Origin of the sequence: Streptomyces sp. Inha503 (assembly GCF_047215865.1) — a bacterium.
Taxonomy (GTDB): Bacteria; Actinomycetota; Actinomycetes; order Streptomycetales; family Streptomycetaceae; genus Streptomyces; species Streptomyces lycopersici.
Genome location: NZ_CP178360.1, coordinates 7,026,774 through 7,041,400, shown reverse-complemented (window position 1 = coordinate 7,041,400; position 14,627 = coordinate 7,026,774). Strand labels below are relative to the sequence as shown.

General features: G+C 71.9%; 14 protein-coding genes. 7 read left to right on the top strand and 7 right to left on the bottom strand.

Features of this window, described 5'->3' with window-relative positions:
• Window positions 1-176 precede the first annotated feature (176 nt).
• Window positions 177-764 (top strand): hypothetical protein, encoded by a 588-nt coding sequence (locus ACJX2R_RS29565; protein ID WP_413102632.1) that lies wholly within the window; start codon window positions 177-179, stop codon window positions 762-764.
• An 84-nt stretch (window positions 765-848) separates the two neighbouring features.
• Here the strand turns inward: ACJX2R_RS29565 and ACJX2R_RS29560 are convergent, their stop codons facing one another.
• Entirely contained in the window at window positions 849-1,730 is an 882-nt protein-coding gene (locus tag ACJX2R_RS29560; protein WP_262701544.1) for a D-alanyl-D-alanine carboxypeptidase family protein, read from the bottom strand.
• A gap of 169 nt (window positions 1,731-1,899) precedes the next feature.
• A complete protein-coding gene (locus ACJX2R_RS29555; RefSeq protein ID WP_413102631.1) occupies window positions 1,900-3,108 on the bottom strand; it encodes an ROK family transcriptional regulator in 1,209 nt (402 codons plus the stop codon).
• A 170-nt stretch (window positions 3,109-3,278) separates the two neighbouring features.
• Here ACJX2R_RS29555 and ACJX2R_RS29550 point away from each other — a divergent pair, with 170 nt between their 5' ends.
• The 4 genes from ACJX2R_RS29550 (at window position 3,279) to ACJX2R_RS29535 (ending at window position 6,801) form a co-directional block, all read left to right on the top strand.
• Entirely contained in the window at window positions 3,279-4,145 is an 867-nt protein-coding gene (locus ACJX2R_RS29550; RefSeq protein WP_413102630.1) for a sugar phosphate isomerase/epimerase family protein, read from the top strand.
• Between the two features lie 108 nt (window positions 4,146-4,253).
• Window positions 4,254-4,874, top strand: a complete 621-nt coding sequence (locus ACJX2R_RS29545) for a nucleoside/nucleotide kinase family protein (protein WP_413102629.1) — start codon at window positions 4,254-4,256, stop codon at window positions 4,872-4,874.
• A complete protein-coding gene (locus tag ACJX2R_RS29540; protein WP_413102628.1) occupies window positions 4,874-6,553 on the top strand; it encodes a sodium:solute symporter family protein in 1,680 nt (559 codons plus the stop codon). The genes ACJX2R_RS29545 and ACJX2R_RS29540 overlap by 1 nt, the downstream gene beginning before the upstream one ends.
• Window positions 6,550-6,801: a hypothetical protein gene (locus tag ACJX2R_RS29535; RefSeq protein ID WP_413102627.1), complete on the top strand. Its 252-nt coding sequence runs from the start codon at window positions 6,550-6,552 to the stop codon at window positions 6,799-6,801. The genes ACJX2R_RS29540 and ACJX2R_RS29535 overlap by 4 nt, the downstream gene beginning before the upstream one ends.
• A gap of 58 nt (window positions 6,802-6,859) precedes the next feature.
• Here the strand turns inward: ACJX2R_RS29535 and hemB are convergent, their stop codons facing one another.
• The 5 genes from hemB to ACJX2R_RS29510 are packed head-to-tail and all read right to left on the bottom strand — an operon-like array spanning window position 6,860 to window position 12,810.
• The gene (gene hemB / locus ACJX2R_RS29530) at window positions 6,860-7,858 is read right to left on the bottom strand and encodes a porphobilinogen synthase (RefSeq protein WP_413105970.1); all 999 of its coding nucleotides are present in this window, start codon (window positions 7,856-7,858) and stop codon (window positions 6,860-6,862) included.
• Between the two features lie 2 nt (window positions 7,859-7,860).
• The gene (locus ACJX2R_RS29525) at window positions 7,861-9,525 is read right to left on the bottom strand and encodes a uroporphyrinogen-III synthase (RefSeq protein WP_413102626.1); all 1,665 of its coding nucleotides are present in this window, start codon (window positions 9,523-9,525) and stop codon (window positions 7,861-7,863) included.
• On the bottom strand, window positions 9,522-10,511 hold the full coding sequence (gene hemC / locus ACJX2R_RS29520; protein WP_413102625.1) for a hydroxymethylbilane synthase: 990 nt from the start codon (window positions 10,509-10,511) through the stop codon (window positions 9,522-9,524). Before hemC ends, ACJX2R_RS29525 begins: the two co-directional genes overlap by 4 nt.
• A complete protein-coding gene (locus ACJX2R_RS29515; RefSeq protein WP_413102624.1) occupies window positions 10,508-12,010 on the bottom strand; it encodes a glutamyl-tRNA reductase in 1,503 nt (500 codons plus the stop codon). Before ACJX2R_RS29515 ends, hemC begins: the two co-directional genes overlap by 4 nt.
• A complete protein-coding gene (locus tag ACJX2R_RS29510) occupies window positions 12,007-12,810 on the bottom strand; it encodes a redox-sensing transcriptional repressor Rex (protein ID WP_262701551.1) in 804 nt (267 codons plus the stop codon). The genes ACJX2R_RS29515 and ACJX2R_RS29510 overlap by 4 nt, the downstream gene beginning before the upstream one ends.
• 350 nt (window positions 12,811-13,160) lie before the next feature.
• Between ACJX2R_RS29510 and ACJX2R_RS29505 the strand changes: the two genes are divergently transcribed.
• Window positions 13,161-13,439 carry a glutaredoxin family protein gene (locus ACJX2R_RS29505; RefSeq protein ID WP_201858443.1) on the top strand — a complete coding sequence of 93 codons (279 nt, stop codon included), beginning with the start codon at window positions 13,161-13,163 and terminating at the stop codon, window positions 13,437-13,439.
• Window positions 13,440-13,555: 116 nt separating this feature from the next.
• Entirely contained in the window at window positions 13,556-14,479 is a 924-nt protein-coding gene (locus ACJX2R_RS29500) for an HAD family hydrolase (protein WP_020869454.1), read from the top strand.
• Window positions 14,480-14,627 lie beyond the last annotated feature (148 nt).

Below are 14,627 nucleotides of genomic sequence, written 5' to 3'. Positions count from 1 at the left end.
GGGCAACCGGCCGACCCGCCCGGGGGAAAACCCCCGGGCGACTGCCATGAGCACCCTCCGCGCACGTAGCATTCGGGACACATTTCCCGGACCGGGACAACCTCTCACGGCCCCGGCCCGTCCAACCCCGTGAATCACCTGTCATCAACGGACAACGGACCATTGGGGGCACGACCATGCGACGGTGGGGGACCGCACTCGCGGCGATGGCGCTCGCGGGCGGCGCGCTGGCGGCGACGGCGGCGACGGCCGGGGCCGTCACGCCGACCGCGGCCAAGGCGGCGACGACCTGTGAGACCGGCTGGGGCAGCGGCGAGAAGACGGCCCAGCCGGCGGGACACGCACCGCTGGGGAACATCAGGACGGGCCGGCACGCGTGCTACGACCGCATCGTGTTCGACGTGAAGGGGGCCACGGCCGCCGATCGCGTCGGCTACCGCGTGGGGTATGTGAACACCCTGCACCAGGACGGCTCGGGCGAGGAGATCCCGGTCCGCGGCGGCGCGATCCTGGACATCCATGTGTCCGCGCCGAGTTACGACCCGGGCAGCGGCGCGGAGTCGTACCCGGGGCGGGCGCGCAAGCCGCTGCCGGGCGTGGACATCTCCGGCTACCAGACCTTCCGGGACACCCGCTTCGGCGCCAGCTTCGAGGGTGAGACCCAGGTGGGCCTGGGCGTGCGGGCACGGCTGCCGTTCCGGGTCTTCCAGACCGACGGGCATGTCGTGGTGGACGTGGCGCACTCCTGGAACGCGGTGCGCTGAGCAGGCGCGAGGGCCACGACAAGGGCCTGCCCCGCGAACCCTTCGGGTCGCGGGGCAGGCCCCTCGCCGTGCCGCGGGTGACGGCTACCTGCTGAAGCCGTAGTCCATCAGCTTCTTCGCGTCCTTCGTGCGGTTGTCCACCGAGGTGGAGGCGAGGACGGTGCCGATCATCGTCTTCCCGCTCCGGGTGGCGGCGAAGACCAGGCAGTACTTGGCCTCCGGACCCGAGCCGGTCTTGACGCCGATGGTGCCCGAGTAGCTGCCCAGCAGGTTGTTGGTGTTGGTCCACGACATGTAGCGGTAGCCGCCGTTCTTCGTGGTCACCTTCTGCTTGGTCGACTTCGTCTTCACGACCGAACGGAACGTGGAGTACTTCATCGCGCTGCTGGCCAGCTTGGTCAGATCGCGCGGCGTCGAGTAGTTGGCGCCGTGCCCGATGCCGTCGAACGAGTCGAAGTGGGTGTTCGTCAGCCCGAGGGACTTGGCGGTGGTGTTCATCTTGCCGATGAACGACTTCACCCGCGCGGCCCGGGTGGAGCCGGTGCCGAACTTGTCCGCCAGCGCGTACGCCGCGTCACAGCCGGACGGCAGCATCAGCCCGTACAGCAGCTGGCGGACGGTGACCTTGTCGCCGACGATCAGCTTGGCCGAGGAGGCCCAGTTGTTGTCGACGATGTAGTCGCTGTACGCCTTCTGGACCGTGACCTTGGCGTCCAGGTTGAGGTTCGGCTGCGCGAGCACCACCCGGGCGGTCATGATCTTGGTGGTGGAGCCGGTGGAAAGACGGGTGTCCGCGGCCTTGGTGAACAGGCTCTTCCCCGTGGCGTTGTTCATCACGAACCCGCCCTTGGCGGCGATCGTGGGACTTGCGGTCGTCGCGGCCTGCGCGGAGGCGGTGAACGCCCCCGCCGTCAGCACGGCTCCAGCGGTGATCGTGACCGCGGATACGCGACGTAGACCCTTCATGCCGGTTTTCAACGTCAATATCTCCAAATGCCCCTGGCCTGCGGCCGCATAACAGGGCCGCTCCCTGATCAGACGCCCGGGAGGGCCCGATGGATGTGCCCTCTGCCGAGATTTCCTGGAAATTCCCCCCGCGTGCGCATCTGTGCGCCGGGGCGCGCTCGGCGTCGTGTCACCGCAGCCGGGAGTCGACCGCCGCCGGGTCGAAGAGGGCGTCCGCGACCAGATGGGCCGCGCCGGTGACGCCCGCGCGGGTGGCCAGCGGGGAGAGGACCACCCTCAGGTCCCGCGTGGCCAGGGGCAGTGAGCGGCGGTAGGTGACCTCCCGGATACCGGCGATCAGATGCTCCTGGGCGTGGGCCAGGCCGCCGCCGACCACCAGGATCGAGGGGTTGAGCAGGCTGACCGCGTCCGCGACACCCTGCCCGAGCAGGCGCCCGGCGTGGCGCAGCAGCCGTACGGCGTCGCCGTTGCCGGAGCGCACCAGGCGCGCCACATCGTCGGTGGTGGCCACCTCGTGCCCGGCGGCGGTGAGGTCTCGCACCAAGGCCCAGCCGCCGGTCACCGCCTCCAGGCAGCCGGAGTTGCCGCAGCGGCACAGGGGCGCGTCCGGGGAGGTCTCGTCGAGCCCGGGGGCGGGGATGTGGCCGATGTCGCCCGCGGCGCCCTGGGAGCCGTGGTGGAGCCGGCCGCCGAGCACCAGGCCGGAGCCGATACCGGTGCCCGCCTTGACGAAGAGCAGATGCTGGACGTCGGGCCAGTTGACCCGGTGCTCGCCCAGCGCCATCAGATTGGTGTCCTTGTCGGCCAGCACCGGGCAGCCGTAGGTCCCGCGGAAGAAGTCCGGCACCGCATAGCCGTCCCAGCCGGTCATGATGGGCGGGCTGACCACCCGGCCGGTGCCCGACTCGACCGGGCCCGGCACGCCGACGCCGATCCCGCGCACCCGCCCGGCGGGCTCGCCCGCCTCCTTCAGCAGCCGCCGGAAGTCGGCGGCCACCTGGCCGAGCACCACCTCGGGGCCCTCGGCCACATCGAGGTCCCGGCGGTGCGAGACGAGGACGGTACAGGCCATGTCGGCGAGCGCGGTGTGCACATGGCTGCCGCCGATGTCCGCGACCAGCAGTACGCCCGAGTCGGGGCGCAGCCGGAAGGAGCCCGCCGGGCGGCCGCCGGTGGAGTCGGCCGCGCCGGACGCCTCCAGATAGCCCGCCTCGGTCAGCGCCTCCAGCCGGGTGGCCATGGTGGACCGGGAGAGCCCGGTGGCCGCCATCAACTGGGCGCGGGTGGTGGCCCGGCCGCCGCGGATGAGCGCCAGCACCGCCCCGGGGCCCGTGGGATGCGCCTGCGCTGGCTGACCTGCCGAGACCGCCTCCGTCACTGGGCCCTGTCCTCCGCTGTTCACGCTCTGTTCGGTACCGCCCACACCGTACCTCCCTTTACGACCAATCCCAAGAAGACTTATGTATTGCCTTCATGCAAAAGATGCGTAACATCAGGCGGGCAACGCCGCACAGCACGCCCGAAGGGCAGGCAGGAGAAGGGATCGCCATGAACGACCTCGGAGTACACGCACTCGTGTGGACCGGCGACTGGACTCCCGAGGGCGCCCGGACCGCCGCGGCCCGCAGCCGCGAGGCCGGATACGACCTGGTCGAGATCTCCCTCCACGACCCCGGGATCGTCGATGTGAAGGCCACCCGCGAGGTGCTCGCCGCCCATGAGCTCGGCGTCGCCTGCTCCCGCGGCCTCGCCTTCGACTCCGATGTCTCCGCCGAGGACCCCGCCACCGCCGCCCGCGGCGAGGCGCTGCTGCGCCAGGCCCTCCACCTCACCCATGACCTGGGCGGCCACTACTTCGGCGGAGTGCTCTACGGCGCGCTCGGCAAATACGGCCACCCGCCGACCCCCAAGGGCCGCGAACACGCCGTCCAGGCCCTGCGCAGGCTCGCCGCCGAGGCCGACGGGCTCGGGGTGACGCTCGGCCTGGAGGTCGTCAACCGCTATGAGTCCAACCTGGTCAACACCGCGCGGCAGGGCCTGGAGCTGATCGACGAGATCGGCGCGGCCAATGTGGTGGTCCACCTCGACACGTACCACATGAACATCGAGGAGCAGGACTTCTCCCGCCCGGTCCGCGCCTGCGGCGACCGCCTCGGCTATGTCCACATCGGCGAGTCCCACCGCGGCTACCTCGGCTCCGGCACCGTGGACTTCCCCGCCTTCTTCCACGCCCTCGCGGACATCGGCTACCAGGGCCCGATCACCTTCGAGTCCTTCTCCTCCGCCGTGGTCGCCCCCGGCCTCTCCCACGACCTCGCCGTCTGGCGCGATCTGTGGGCCGACGGCGCCGACCTCGCCGCCCATGCCCGCTCGTACATCGCCGACCAGCTCAAGGCCGCCCACGCGGCGGCCTGAGCACGTCCGAGGCCGCCCACGCGGCCCTGAGCACGTCCGAGCACCCCGCCCCGCCATCCGCGTCCCCCAGTCCCGTAAAGTCCCCTGAACCCGCCGAAAGCGCCCGCTATGACTCCCCAGCACCTCCTTGAGCGCGCTCAGCGCCTGGCCGAAGCAGGCGGCCGCCGTCTGCTCGGCATCGCCGGACCACCCGGGGCCGGCAAGACCACCCTCGCCGAACACCTGGTCGACGCCCTCGGCGCCGACCGGGCCGTCCTGGTGCCCATGGACGGCTTCCACCTCGCCGACGCCGAGCTGCGCCGGCTCGGCCTGACCGGCCGCAAGGGCGCGCCGGAGACCTTCGATCCGTACGGCTACACCGCGCTGCTGCGGCGGCTGCGGGCGCCGCGCACCGAGGAGGTCGTCTACGCGCCGGGGTTCGACCGGGAGCTCGAGCAGCCGGTCGCGGGCACCATCCCGGTTCCGCCGGAGATCCCGCTGGTGATCACCGAGGGGAACTATCTGCTCCTCGACGAGGCGCCCTGGCTCCCGGTACGCGAGCTGCTGGACGAGACCTGGTGGGTCGACCTGGACACCGAGGAGCGGGTGCGCCGGCTGATCGAGCGCCATGAGCGGTTCGGCAAGCCGCACGACGAGGCCGAGCGCTTCGTCCTCACCTCCGACGAGGCCAACGCCCGGCTGGTGGCCCCCGGCCGGGCGGCCGCCGACTTCGTGGTCAGGGGCCGGTGATGACCGGCACGCTCAGCCTCGGCGCCGTCGACTGGTTCCTGCTCACCGTCTACTTCGGCGCGATCATCGCCATCGGCGTCACCACCAAGCGGGCCGTCCACACCACCGGTGACTTCTTCCTCGCCGGGCGCTCGATGCCCGCCTGGATCACCGGCATCGCCTTCATATCCGCCAACCTCGGCGCCCTGGAGATCATCGGCGGCGCGGCCAACGGCGCCCAGTACGGCGCCGCCGCGGTGCACTTCTACTGGCTCGGCGCCATCCCCGCGATGGTCTTCCTCGGCGTCGTGATGATGCCGTTCTACTACTCGACCCGGGTCCACAGCGTCTCGGAGTATCTGCGCCGCCGCTTCAACAACCAGACCCACCTCCTCAACAGCGTCGTCTTCGCCGTGGCGCAGATGCTGCTGGCCGGGGTGAACCTCTTCGCGCTCGCCCTGATCGTCAAGCTGCTGATCGGCTGGCCGCTGTGGCTGTCCATCCTGCTGTCGGCGGTCTTCGTCCTCGGGTACATCACCCTGGGCGGGCTCGCGGGCGCGATCTACGGCGAGGTGCTCCAGTTCTTCGTGATCCTCGCCGGGCTGATCCCGATCGTCGTCATCGGGCTGCACTACGTGGGCGGCTTCAGCGGCCTCAAGGAGGCCGTGCAGGACCCCAGCCTGCTGCACACCTGGCAGGGCACCACACCGGGCCACTGGACCAACCCGCTGGGCGACTGGATCGGCCTGGCGATGGGCGAGGGCTTCGTGCTCGCCTTCGGCTACTGGACCACCAACTTCGCCGAGGTACAGCGGTCCCTGGCCGCCAAGGACCTCAACGCGGCCCGCCGCACCCCGCTGATCGCCGCCTTCCCCAAGATGGCGCTCCCGCTGTTCACCGTGGTCCCCGGCATGATCGCGCTGGTCATCATCCCCAAGCTGGGGAAGCCCGGCGGGCCCACGTACAACGACGTGATCCCCGAGATGATGCAGCGCTTCCTGCCGAACGGCGTGCTCGGCATCGCCCTCACCGGGCTGCTGGCGGCCTTCATGGCGGGCATGGCGGCCAACATATCCGGCTTCAACACGGTGTTCACCTACGACATCTGGAAGCCGTACATCGTCAAGGGGCGCGACGACCGCTACTACCTCAAGGCCGGGCGCTACGCCACGGTCGCGGGCATCGCGGTGAGCGTGGCCGCCGCGTTCGTCGCCTCCGAGTACAACAACATCCAGAACTACATCCAGCTGCTGTTCTCGTTCTTCAACTCGCCGCTGTTCGCGACCTTCCTGCTGGCGATGTTCTGGAAGCGGGTCACCCCGTGGGCGGGCTTCTGGGGCATGCTCTCCGGCACGGTCGCGGCGGCCGCGGCCCACCTCTCCGCGTACCACATCGGCTGGTTCTACCCCGGCGGCGAGGTCGGCCCGCACGACACCATCAACGCCCAGATGGCCAACTTCTACGGCGCGCTCTTCGCCTTCGTCGTGGACGCGGTCGTCACGGTCGCGGTCACCCTCGTCACCAAGCCCAAGCCGGTCGCCGAACTGGCCGGTCTGGTGTGGGGCCTGCCCGACCCCGACTCGCCGGACGCCCATGAGGCGCTGGTGCGGCAGCCGTGGTGGAAGTCCCCGGTGGTGCTGGGGAGCGTCATCCTGACCCTGACAGCGGCTCTGAGCGTCTGGCTGGTGATCGCCGTATGAGCGACATGAAGAGGGGCGAGGACCCCATGGCCCCGGGCAAGACCTTCGATGTGCGCTGGCTCATCGCCGGGCTGCTCGGCCTGTACGGCGCGGTGCTGACCGCGCTGGGCCTGACGGACAGCCCCGCCGAGGTGGCCAAGGCCGACGGGATCCGCATCAACCTGTGGATCGGCCTCGGCCTGCTGGCCGTGGCGGCGGCGTTCGCGGCCTGGGCCCGGCTGGCCCCCGCGGAGCGCGAGGACCGGTGACGGATGAGGCCGGGGGCTCCGCGCCCCCGGCCTCGTGGTCGTTCCCCGCGGCGGGGCGTCACTCCCCGCGGTTCAGCCGATGGGCCACCTCGGTCGCCCAGTACGTGAGGATCATCCCCGCGCCCGCGCGCCGCACCGAGGTCAGCGTCTCCATGATCGCTCGGTCGCGGTCGATCCAGCCGTTGGCCGCGGCCGCCTCGACCATCGCGTACTCACCGGAGATCTGGTACGCGGCCACCGGCACGTCCACGGCGTCGGCGATCCGCCGCAGGATGTCCAGGTACGGCAGGGCCGGCTTGACCATGACCATGTCCGCGCCCTCGGCCAGGTCCAGTTCCAGCTCGCGCAGCGACTCGCGGGCGTTGGCCGGGTCCTGCTGGTAGGTCTTGCGGTCGCCCTTCAGCGAGGAGCCCACCGCCTCGCGGAACGGGCCGTAGAAGGCGGAGGCGTACTTCGCGGTGTAGGCGAGGATCGAGACGTCCTGGTGCCCGGCGCCGTCCAGCGCCTCGCGGACCACCCGGACCTGCCCGTCCATCATCCCGCTGGGGCCCACGGTGTGGACGCCCGCGTCGGCCTGGGCGCGCGCCATCTCCGCGTACCGCTCCAGCGTGGCGTCGTTGTCGATCCGGCCCTCGGCGTCCAGGACCCCGCAGTGGCCGTGGTCGGTGTGCTCGTCCAGGCAGAGGTCGGACATGATCACGAGGTCGTCGCCGACCTCGGCTCGCACATCGCGGATCGCCACCTGGAGGATCCCGTCCGGGTCCGTGCCGGGGGTGCCGACCGCGTCCTTCTTGGACTCCTCCGGCACCCCGAAGAGCATGATCCCGCCGATCCCCGCGGCGACCGCCTCCGCCGCCGCCTTCCGCAGCGTGTCCCGGCTGTGCTGGACCACGCCCGGCATCGACTCCAGCGGCACCGGCTCACTCACGCCCTCGCGGATGAACGCGGGCAGGATCAGCTCGGCCGGGTGCAGCCGGGTCTCCGCGACCATGCGCCGCATCGCGGGCGTGGTGCGCAGCCGCCGGGGCCGCGTACCGGGGAAGCTGCCGTTCGAGATGGTCAAGAGCGTGCCCTCCTCCGTGAACCAGGCCGTCGCTCGCTCGGGCGGGTGACCGGCTCCCCGGCCTCGATCGCGGCCTGCCGCCGCGCCGCCCCGAAGTCCGCGAGCGCCTCGGCCAGCTTGAGCACCGAGGGCTCGGGCGACAGCACATCCACCCGCAGTCCATGCTCCTCCGCGGTCTTAGCGGTGGCCGGGCCGATACAGGCGATGACAGTGACATTGTGCGGCTTGCCCGCGATGCCGACGAGGTTCCGCACGGTGGACGACGAGGTGAAGAGCACCGCGTCGAACCCGCCGCCCTTGATGGCCTCCCGGGTCTCGGCCGGCGGCGGCGAGGCGCGCACGGTGCGGTACGCGGTCACGTCGTCGACCTCCCAGCCCAGCTCGATCAGCCCGGCGACCAGGGTCTCGGTGGCGATGTCGGCACGCGGCAGGAACACCCGGTCGATCGGGTCGAACACCGGGTCGTACGGCGGCCAGTCCTCCAGCAGCCCGGCCGCGGACTGCTCACCGGTGGGCACCAGATCCGGCTTCACCCCGAAGTCGATCAGCGACCTCGCGGTCTGCTCGCCCACCGCCGCGACCTTGATCCCGGCGAACGCGCGGGCGTCGAGCCCGTACTCCTCGAACTTCTCCCGCACCGCCTTGACCGCGTTGACCGAGGTGAAGGCGATCCACTCATAGCGCCCGGTGACCAGGCCCTTGACCGCGCGCTCCATCTGCTGCGGGGTGCGCGGCGGCTCCACGGCGATGGTCGGCACCTCACTGGGCACCGCGCCGTAGCCGCGCAGCTGATCGGAGAGCGAGGCGGCCTGCTCCTTGGTGCGCGGCACCAGGACCTTCCAGCCGAACAGCGGCTTGGATTCGAACCATGACAGCTGATCGCGCCGGCCGGCCGCGCTCTGCTCGCCGACCACGGCTATCACCGGCTGGGCGCCCTGCGGCGACGGCAGCACCTTGGCCGCCTTCAGCACCTGGGCGATGGTCCCCAGCGTCGCGGTCCAGGTCCGCTGGCGGGTGGTGGTGCCCGCGACGGTGACGGTGAGCGGGGTGTCCGGCTTGCGACCCGCGGCCACCAGCTCACCCGCGGCGGCGGCCACCGTCTCCAGGGTCGCGGAGACCACGGCGGTCGCGTCGGACGAGCCGATCTCGCTCCAGCAGCGCTCATCGGCGCTCAGGGCGTCCACGAAGCGCACATCCGCGCTGTGGGCGTCCCGCAGCGGCACCCCCGCGTAGGCGGGCACGCCCACCGCGGCGGCCACACCGGGCACCACCTCGAAGACGATGCCCTCGGCCGCGCAGGCGAGCATCTCGTCGGCGGCGTATCCGTCGAGGCCGGGGTCGCCCGCGACCGCGCGCACGACCCGCTTGCCGCCGCGCGCGGCCGTCATGACAAGATTGGCGCTGTCCCTGAGTACCGGGACGGTGGCGGTGCCTGACGACCCATCAGCGTCCGCCTGCTGCGGCGTGCCCTGAGCCTCCGCGGCCACGCCCGGCCTGACGTGCTGGCGCACCACGTCGAGCACTTGAGGGTCGGCGATCAACACGTCCGCGGTGGCGAGTGCCTCCACGGCGCGCAAGGTCAGCAGGCCCGGATCTCCGGGGCCCGCACCGAGGAAGGTGACGTGTCCGCAGCCGGGGTGATTCGGGGCGGTGGGGTTCAAAGTGCTCGCTCCCCCATAAGACCGGCCGCACCCTTGGCGAGCATCTCGGCGGCGAGTACGCGACCGAGGTCCGCGGCCTCACTGGGCGATGCGGGTACGGGACCGGTGGTGGACAGCTGCACCAGCGTCGTGCCGTCGAGCGTGCCGACGACGCCGCGCAGGCGCATTTCGGTGACAGCCTGACCGTCGCCCAACAGGTCGGCCAGCGCACCCACAGGTGCGCTGCAACCGGCCTCCAGGGCGGCGAGCAGGGATCGCTCGGCGGTCACGGCGACCCGTGTGGACGGGTCGTCGATCTCGGCGAGCCGGGCAGCGAGCGCCACGTTGGACGCGGCACACTCCACTGCCAGGGCCCCCTGGCCGGGGGCGGGCAAAACATGGTCGACATCGAGCAGCTCGGTCGCCTCGCCGATCCGCCCCAGACGGATCAGACCGGCGGCGGCGAGCACCACGGCGTCCAGCCGTCCCGAGCGGACGTAGCCGATGCGGGTGCCGACGTTGCCGCGTATCGGCACGGTCTCGATGTCGAGGCCGAAGGAGCGGGCCCACGCGTTCAGCTGGGCCGCGCGGCGCGGGGATCCGGTGCCTATCCGGGACCCCGGCGGAAGCTGGGCGAAGGTGAGCCCGTCCCGGGCGATCAGCGCGTCGCGCGGATCCTCGCGGCGCGGGACCGCGGCCAGCGTCAGCCCCTCCGGCTCCGCGGTGGGCAGGTCCTTCAGCGAGTGCACGGCCAGGTCGATCTCGCCCCTGAGCAGCGCCTCGCGCAGCGCCGAGACGAAGACGCCGGCGCCGCCGATCTGGGCGAGGTGCTCCCGCGAGGTGTCGCCGTACGTGGTGATCTCGACGAGCTCGACGGGGCGCCCGGTGACCTCGCGGACCAGGTCCGCGACCAGGCCGGACTGGGCCATGGCGAGCGCGCTGCGGCGGGTGCCCAGGCGCAGCGGCGGAGCGCCGCCGGAGGCGGCGGGTGAGGGGGTGGGGTTCATGCCCGGCCTCCCTTCGGGTCGTTCGGTTCTGCGGTACGGGCCGAGCCGTCGGCGCGGCTGACGGCGGCGACCGCCTGCGGATCGAGGTCGAAGAGCTCCCGCAGCGCGTCCGCGTAACCGGCGCCTCCCGGAGTGCTCGCGAGCTGCTTGACCCGCACGGTGGGCGCGTGCAGCAGCTTGTCGACGACCCGGCGCACGGTCTGCGTGATCTCGGCCCGCTGCTTGTCGTCCAGATCGGGAAGCCGCCCGTCGAGGCGGGCGATCTCACTGGCGACGACGTCCGCCGCCATGGTACGCAGCGCGACCACCGTCGGGGTGATGTGCGCGGCACGCTGGGCCGCCCCGAAGGCGGCCACCTCCTCGGAGACGATGGCCCGCACCTTGTCCACGTCGGCGGCCATCGCCCCGGCGGACGAGCCCGGCGCGCCGGACGGCTCGGCGGCCGCCTCGGCGAGGGACTCGATGTCGACCAGGTGCAGCCCCTCGATCCGGTGCGCCGCCGCGTCTATGTCGCGCGGCATCGCCAGGTCGAGCAGCGAGACGTCCGCCTCGGCGGGGTGCGCCCCGGGCGGGCAGGCCGCGCGCTGGGCGAGCGCGGTGCGCAGCTCGGCGGCGGTCAGGACCAGCCCGGTCGCGCCCGTACAGGACACGACGATGTCGGCGTGCGGCAGCTCGGCGGGGACCCGGTCCCGCGGCACGGCGCGGGCCACCAGGCCCTCGCGCAACGTTTCCGCACCGGTCTCCGCAGCGGTCTCCGCACCGGCGGAATCGGCGGGCGTGATCGCGGCCGGGGTGGCGGCGTGCTGCTGGGCCAGGGACTCGGCCAGGCGCAGCGCCCGCTCCAACGTCCTGTTGGCGATCACCAGTTCTGATACACCGGCGCGCGCGAGCGTCGCCGCGGCCAGCGAGGACATCGAACCGGCGCCGATCACCAGGGCACGCTTGCCCCGCGCCCACTCCGCCACCGGCGCGCCCTGGGCCAGCTGCTCCAGGCCGAAGGTGACCAGCGACTGGCCCGCCCGGTCGATCCCGGTCTCGCTGTGGGCCCGCTTGCCGACCCGCAGCGCCTGCTGGAAGAGGTCGTTCAGCAGCCGCCCCGCGGTGTGCAGCTCCTGCCCGAGCGCCAGCGCGTCCTTGATCTGGCCGAGGATCTGGCCCTCGCCCACGACCATCGAGTCCAGCCCACAGGCCACCGAGAACAGATGGTGGACGGCCCGGTCCTCGTAGTGGACGTAGAGGTACGGGGTGAGCTCGTCCAGTCCGACGCCGGTGTGCTGGGCGAGCAGCGTGGACAGCTCGGCGACCCCGGCGTGGAACTTGTCCACGTCGGCGTAGAGCTCGATGCGGTTGCAGGTGGCCAGCACCGCGGCCTCGGTGGCGGGCTCGGCGGCGAGGGTGTCCTGCACCAGCTTCGCCTGCTCGTCCCCCACCAGGGCGGCGCGCTCCAGCACGCTCACGGGCGCGCTGCGGTGACTCAGTCCGACGACGAGGAGACTCATGCCGGCATCACGGCGGGCACGTCCCCGTCAGGTCCTTGCCGGCCGCTGTCGGCGCCGGGGGCGCCCGGGGGCGCTCGATGGGGCGCCACGGGCGGCGGTGGAACCGCCCCCGCGGCCTCCTCGGGGGCGCCGACCTCCTCGCCCGCCTTGCGCTGCTCGTGGAAGGCGAGGATCTGGAGCTCGATCGAGAGGTCGACCTTGCGCACGTCCACCCCGTCCGGAACGGACAGCACGGTGGGCGCGAAGTTGAGGATCGAGGTGATCCCGGCGGCCACGAGCCGGTCGCAGACCTGCTGGGCCGCGCCCGCCGGGGTGGCGATGACGCCGATCGAGACGCCGTTGTCCGTGATGATCTTCTCGAGCTCGTCGGTGTGCTGCACCGGGATGCCCGCGACCGGCTTCCCGGCCATCGCGGGGTCGGCGTCGATCAGCGCGGCGACCCGGAAGCCACGGGAGGCGAAGCCGCCGTAGTTGGCGAGCGCGGCGCCGAGGTTACCGATGCCGACGATCACAACCGGCCAGTCCTGGGTGAGCCCGAGCTCCCGCGAGATCTGGTAGACGAGGTACTCCACGTCGTAGCCGACACCGCGGGTGCCGTACGAACCGAGATAGGAGAAGTCCTTGCGCAGCTTGGCCGAATTGACGCCGGCCGCGGTGGCCAGCTCCTCCGAGGACACCGTGGGCACCGAACGCTCGGAGAGAGCGGTCAGCGCACGCAGATACAGCGGTAGCCGGGCGACGGTGGCCTCGGGGATCCCTCGGCTGCGGGTCGCCGGTCGGTGAGTTCGGCCAGTTGCCACGGTGCTCCTGCGGGTAGAGCGAGGCTGCGGGCGGCCGGGTGTTTCATGACCGCCCCATCGACAGCAGGCTATGTCTTTGTGAACGCGTGCACAAAGATGGTGTCCGCTTTGTCCGAGCAAAGTGACCGGTGTCACGCGCCTTATCGAGCCAGCCGCGGAACCACTACCTGCGTCACACCGTTTCCCGCGGGCACACTCGCCCCGCTGGACCGCCGACGGGAGCACAGGCCCTCACTCCTCACCTTTTTACCCCCGGACAGCAACAAAACGCCCACGATCGTAATCGACCGAGAGCCCACTTCCGAACCCGTCGGGAGCGGGCCCGCCGCTCGCGCGGGCACACTTGTGCCATGAGCCCGTTGCTGCGCCGCACCCCGCGGAAGAAGCCCACCGAGCGCACGGTCACGCTGATCGGCAAGCCCGACTGCCATCTGTGCGAGGACGCCGAGGCCGTGGTCGAGGAGGTCTGCGGCGAGCTGGGCACCCCCTGGGAGAAGAAGGACATCACCCAGGACGAGGAGCTGTACCGCGCCTACTGGGAGCAGATCCCGGTGGTGCTGATCGACGGCGAGCAGCACGACTTCTGGCGGGTGAACCCCCAGCGGCTGCGCACCGCGCTCGGCGGCTGATTCCGGCCCCCGCACCGGGTCCGTTCCCCTCTTGCGCGCGTCCCTTTCGCGTAACCTGAATCGGTCCGACACCCGGGCGTAACGGGATGCGCCGGAGCGCTGGCTATGCTCGCCCCATGGCCGCACTGGGATGGTTCACCCGACGTCGACGACCCGCCACCGAGCGGAGTGTCCTCGCCGGAGAGGCATCGGCCGAGGCCGCGCGCAAGTCGTCGGCCGAGACCCCCGCGGCGCAGCCCCCCGCCGAACCGGAGTTCCCCGTCGTCGGGGACGAGCGGGCCGCCGCCTTCTTCGACCTGGACAACACGGTCATGCAGGGCGCCGCGCTCTTCCACTTCGGCCGCGGCCTCTACAAGCGGCACTTCTTCCGCAAGCGCGAACTCGCCCGCTTCGCCTGGCAGCAGACCTGGTTCCGGATGGCCGGGGTCGAGGACCCGGCGCACATGGAGGACGTGCGCAGCAGCGCCCTGTCCATCGTCAAGGGCCACCGGGTCTCCGAGCTGATGTCGATCGGCGAGGAGATCTACGACGAGTACATGGCCGACCGCATCTGGCCCGGCACCCGCGCCCTCGCCCAGGCCCATCTGGACGCCGGGCAGCGGGTCTGGCTGGTGACCGCCGCGCCGGTCGAGACCGCGACGATCATCGCCCGGCGGCTGGGGCTGACCGGGGCGCTGGGCACGGTGGCCGAGTCGGTGGGCGGCATCTACACCGGCCGGCTGGTCGGCGAGCCGCTGCACGGCCCGGCCAAGGCCGAGGCCGTACGGGCGCTGGCGGGGGCCGAGGGACTGGACCTGACCCGCTGCGCGGCCTACAGCGACTCCGCCAACGACATCCCGATGCTGTCGATCGTGGGCCATCCGTACGCGGTGAATCCGGACACCCGGCTGCGCAGGCACGCCCGTGAGCACGGTTGGCGGCTGCGCGACTACCGCACCGGGCGTAAAGCGGCCAAGATCGGCATCCCGGCGGCGGCCGGGGTGGGCGCGGTGGCGGGCGGCACAGCGGCCGCCGTGGCCCTGCACCGCCGGCGCCGCTGACCACCGGACGGCCGAGTCTCACCCAGGCCCCGGCCCGACCCCTGATCCCCCGCCTGACCTCCCGCTGAGCCCGTTCCGGAGTGCCCCGTTCGGGCGGTGCTGACCGCCTGCGTACGACCGTGACCGAGGACGGTCAAGACTGACCGCC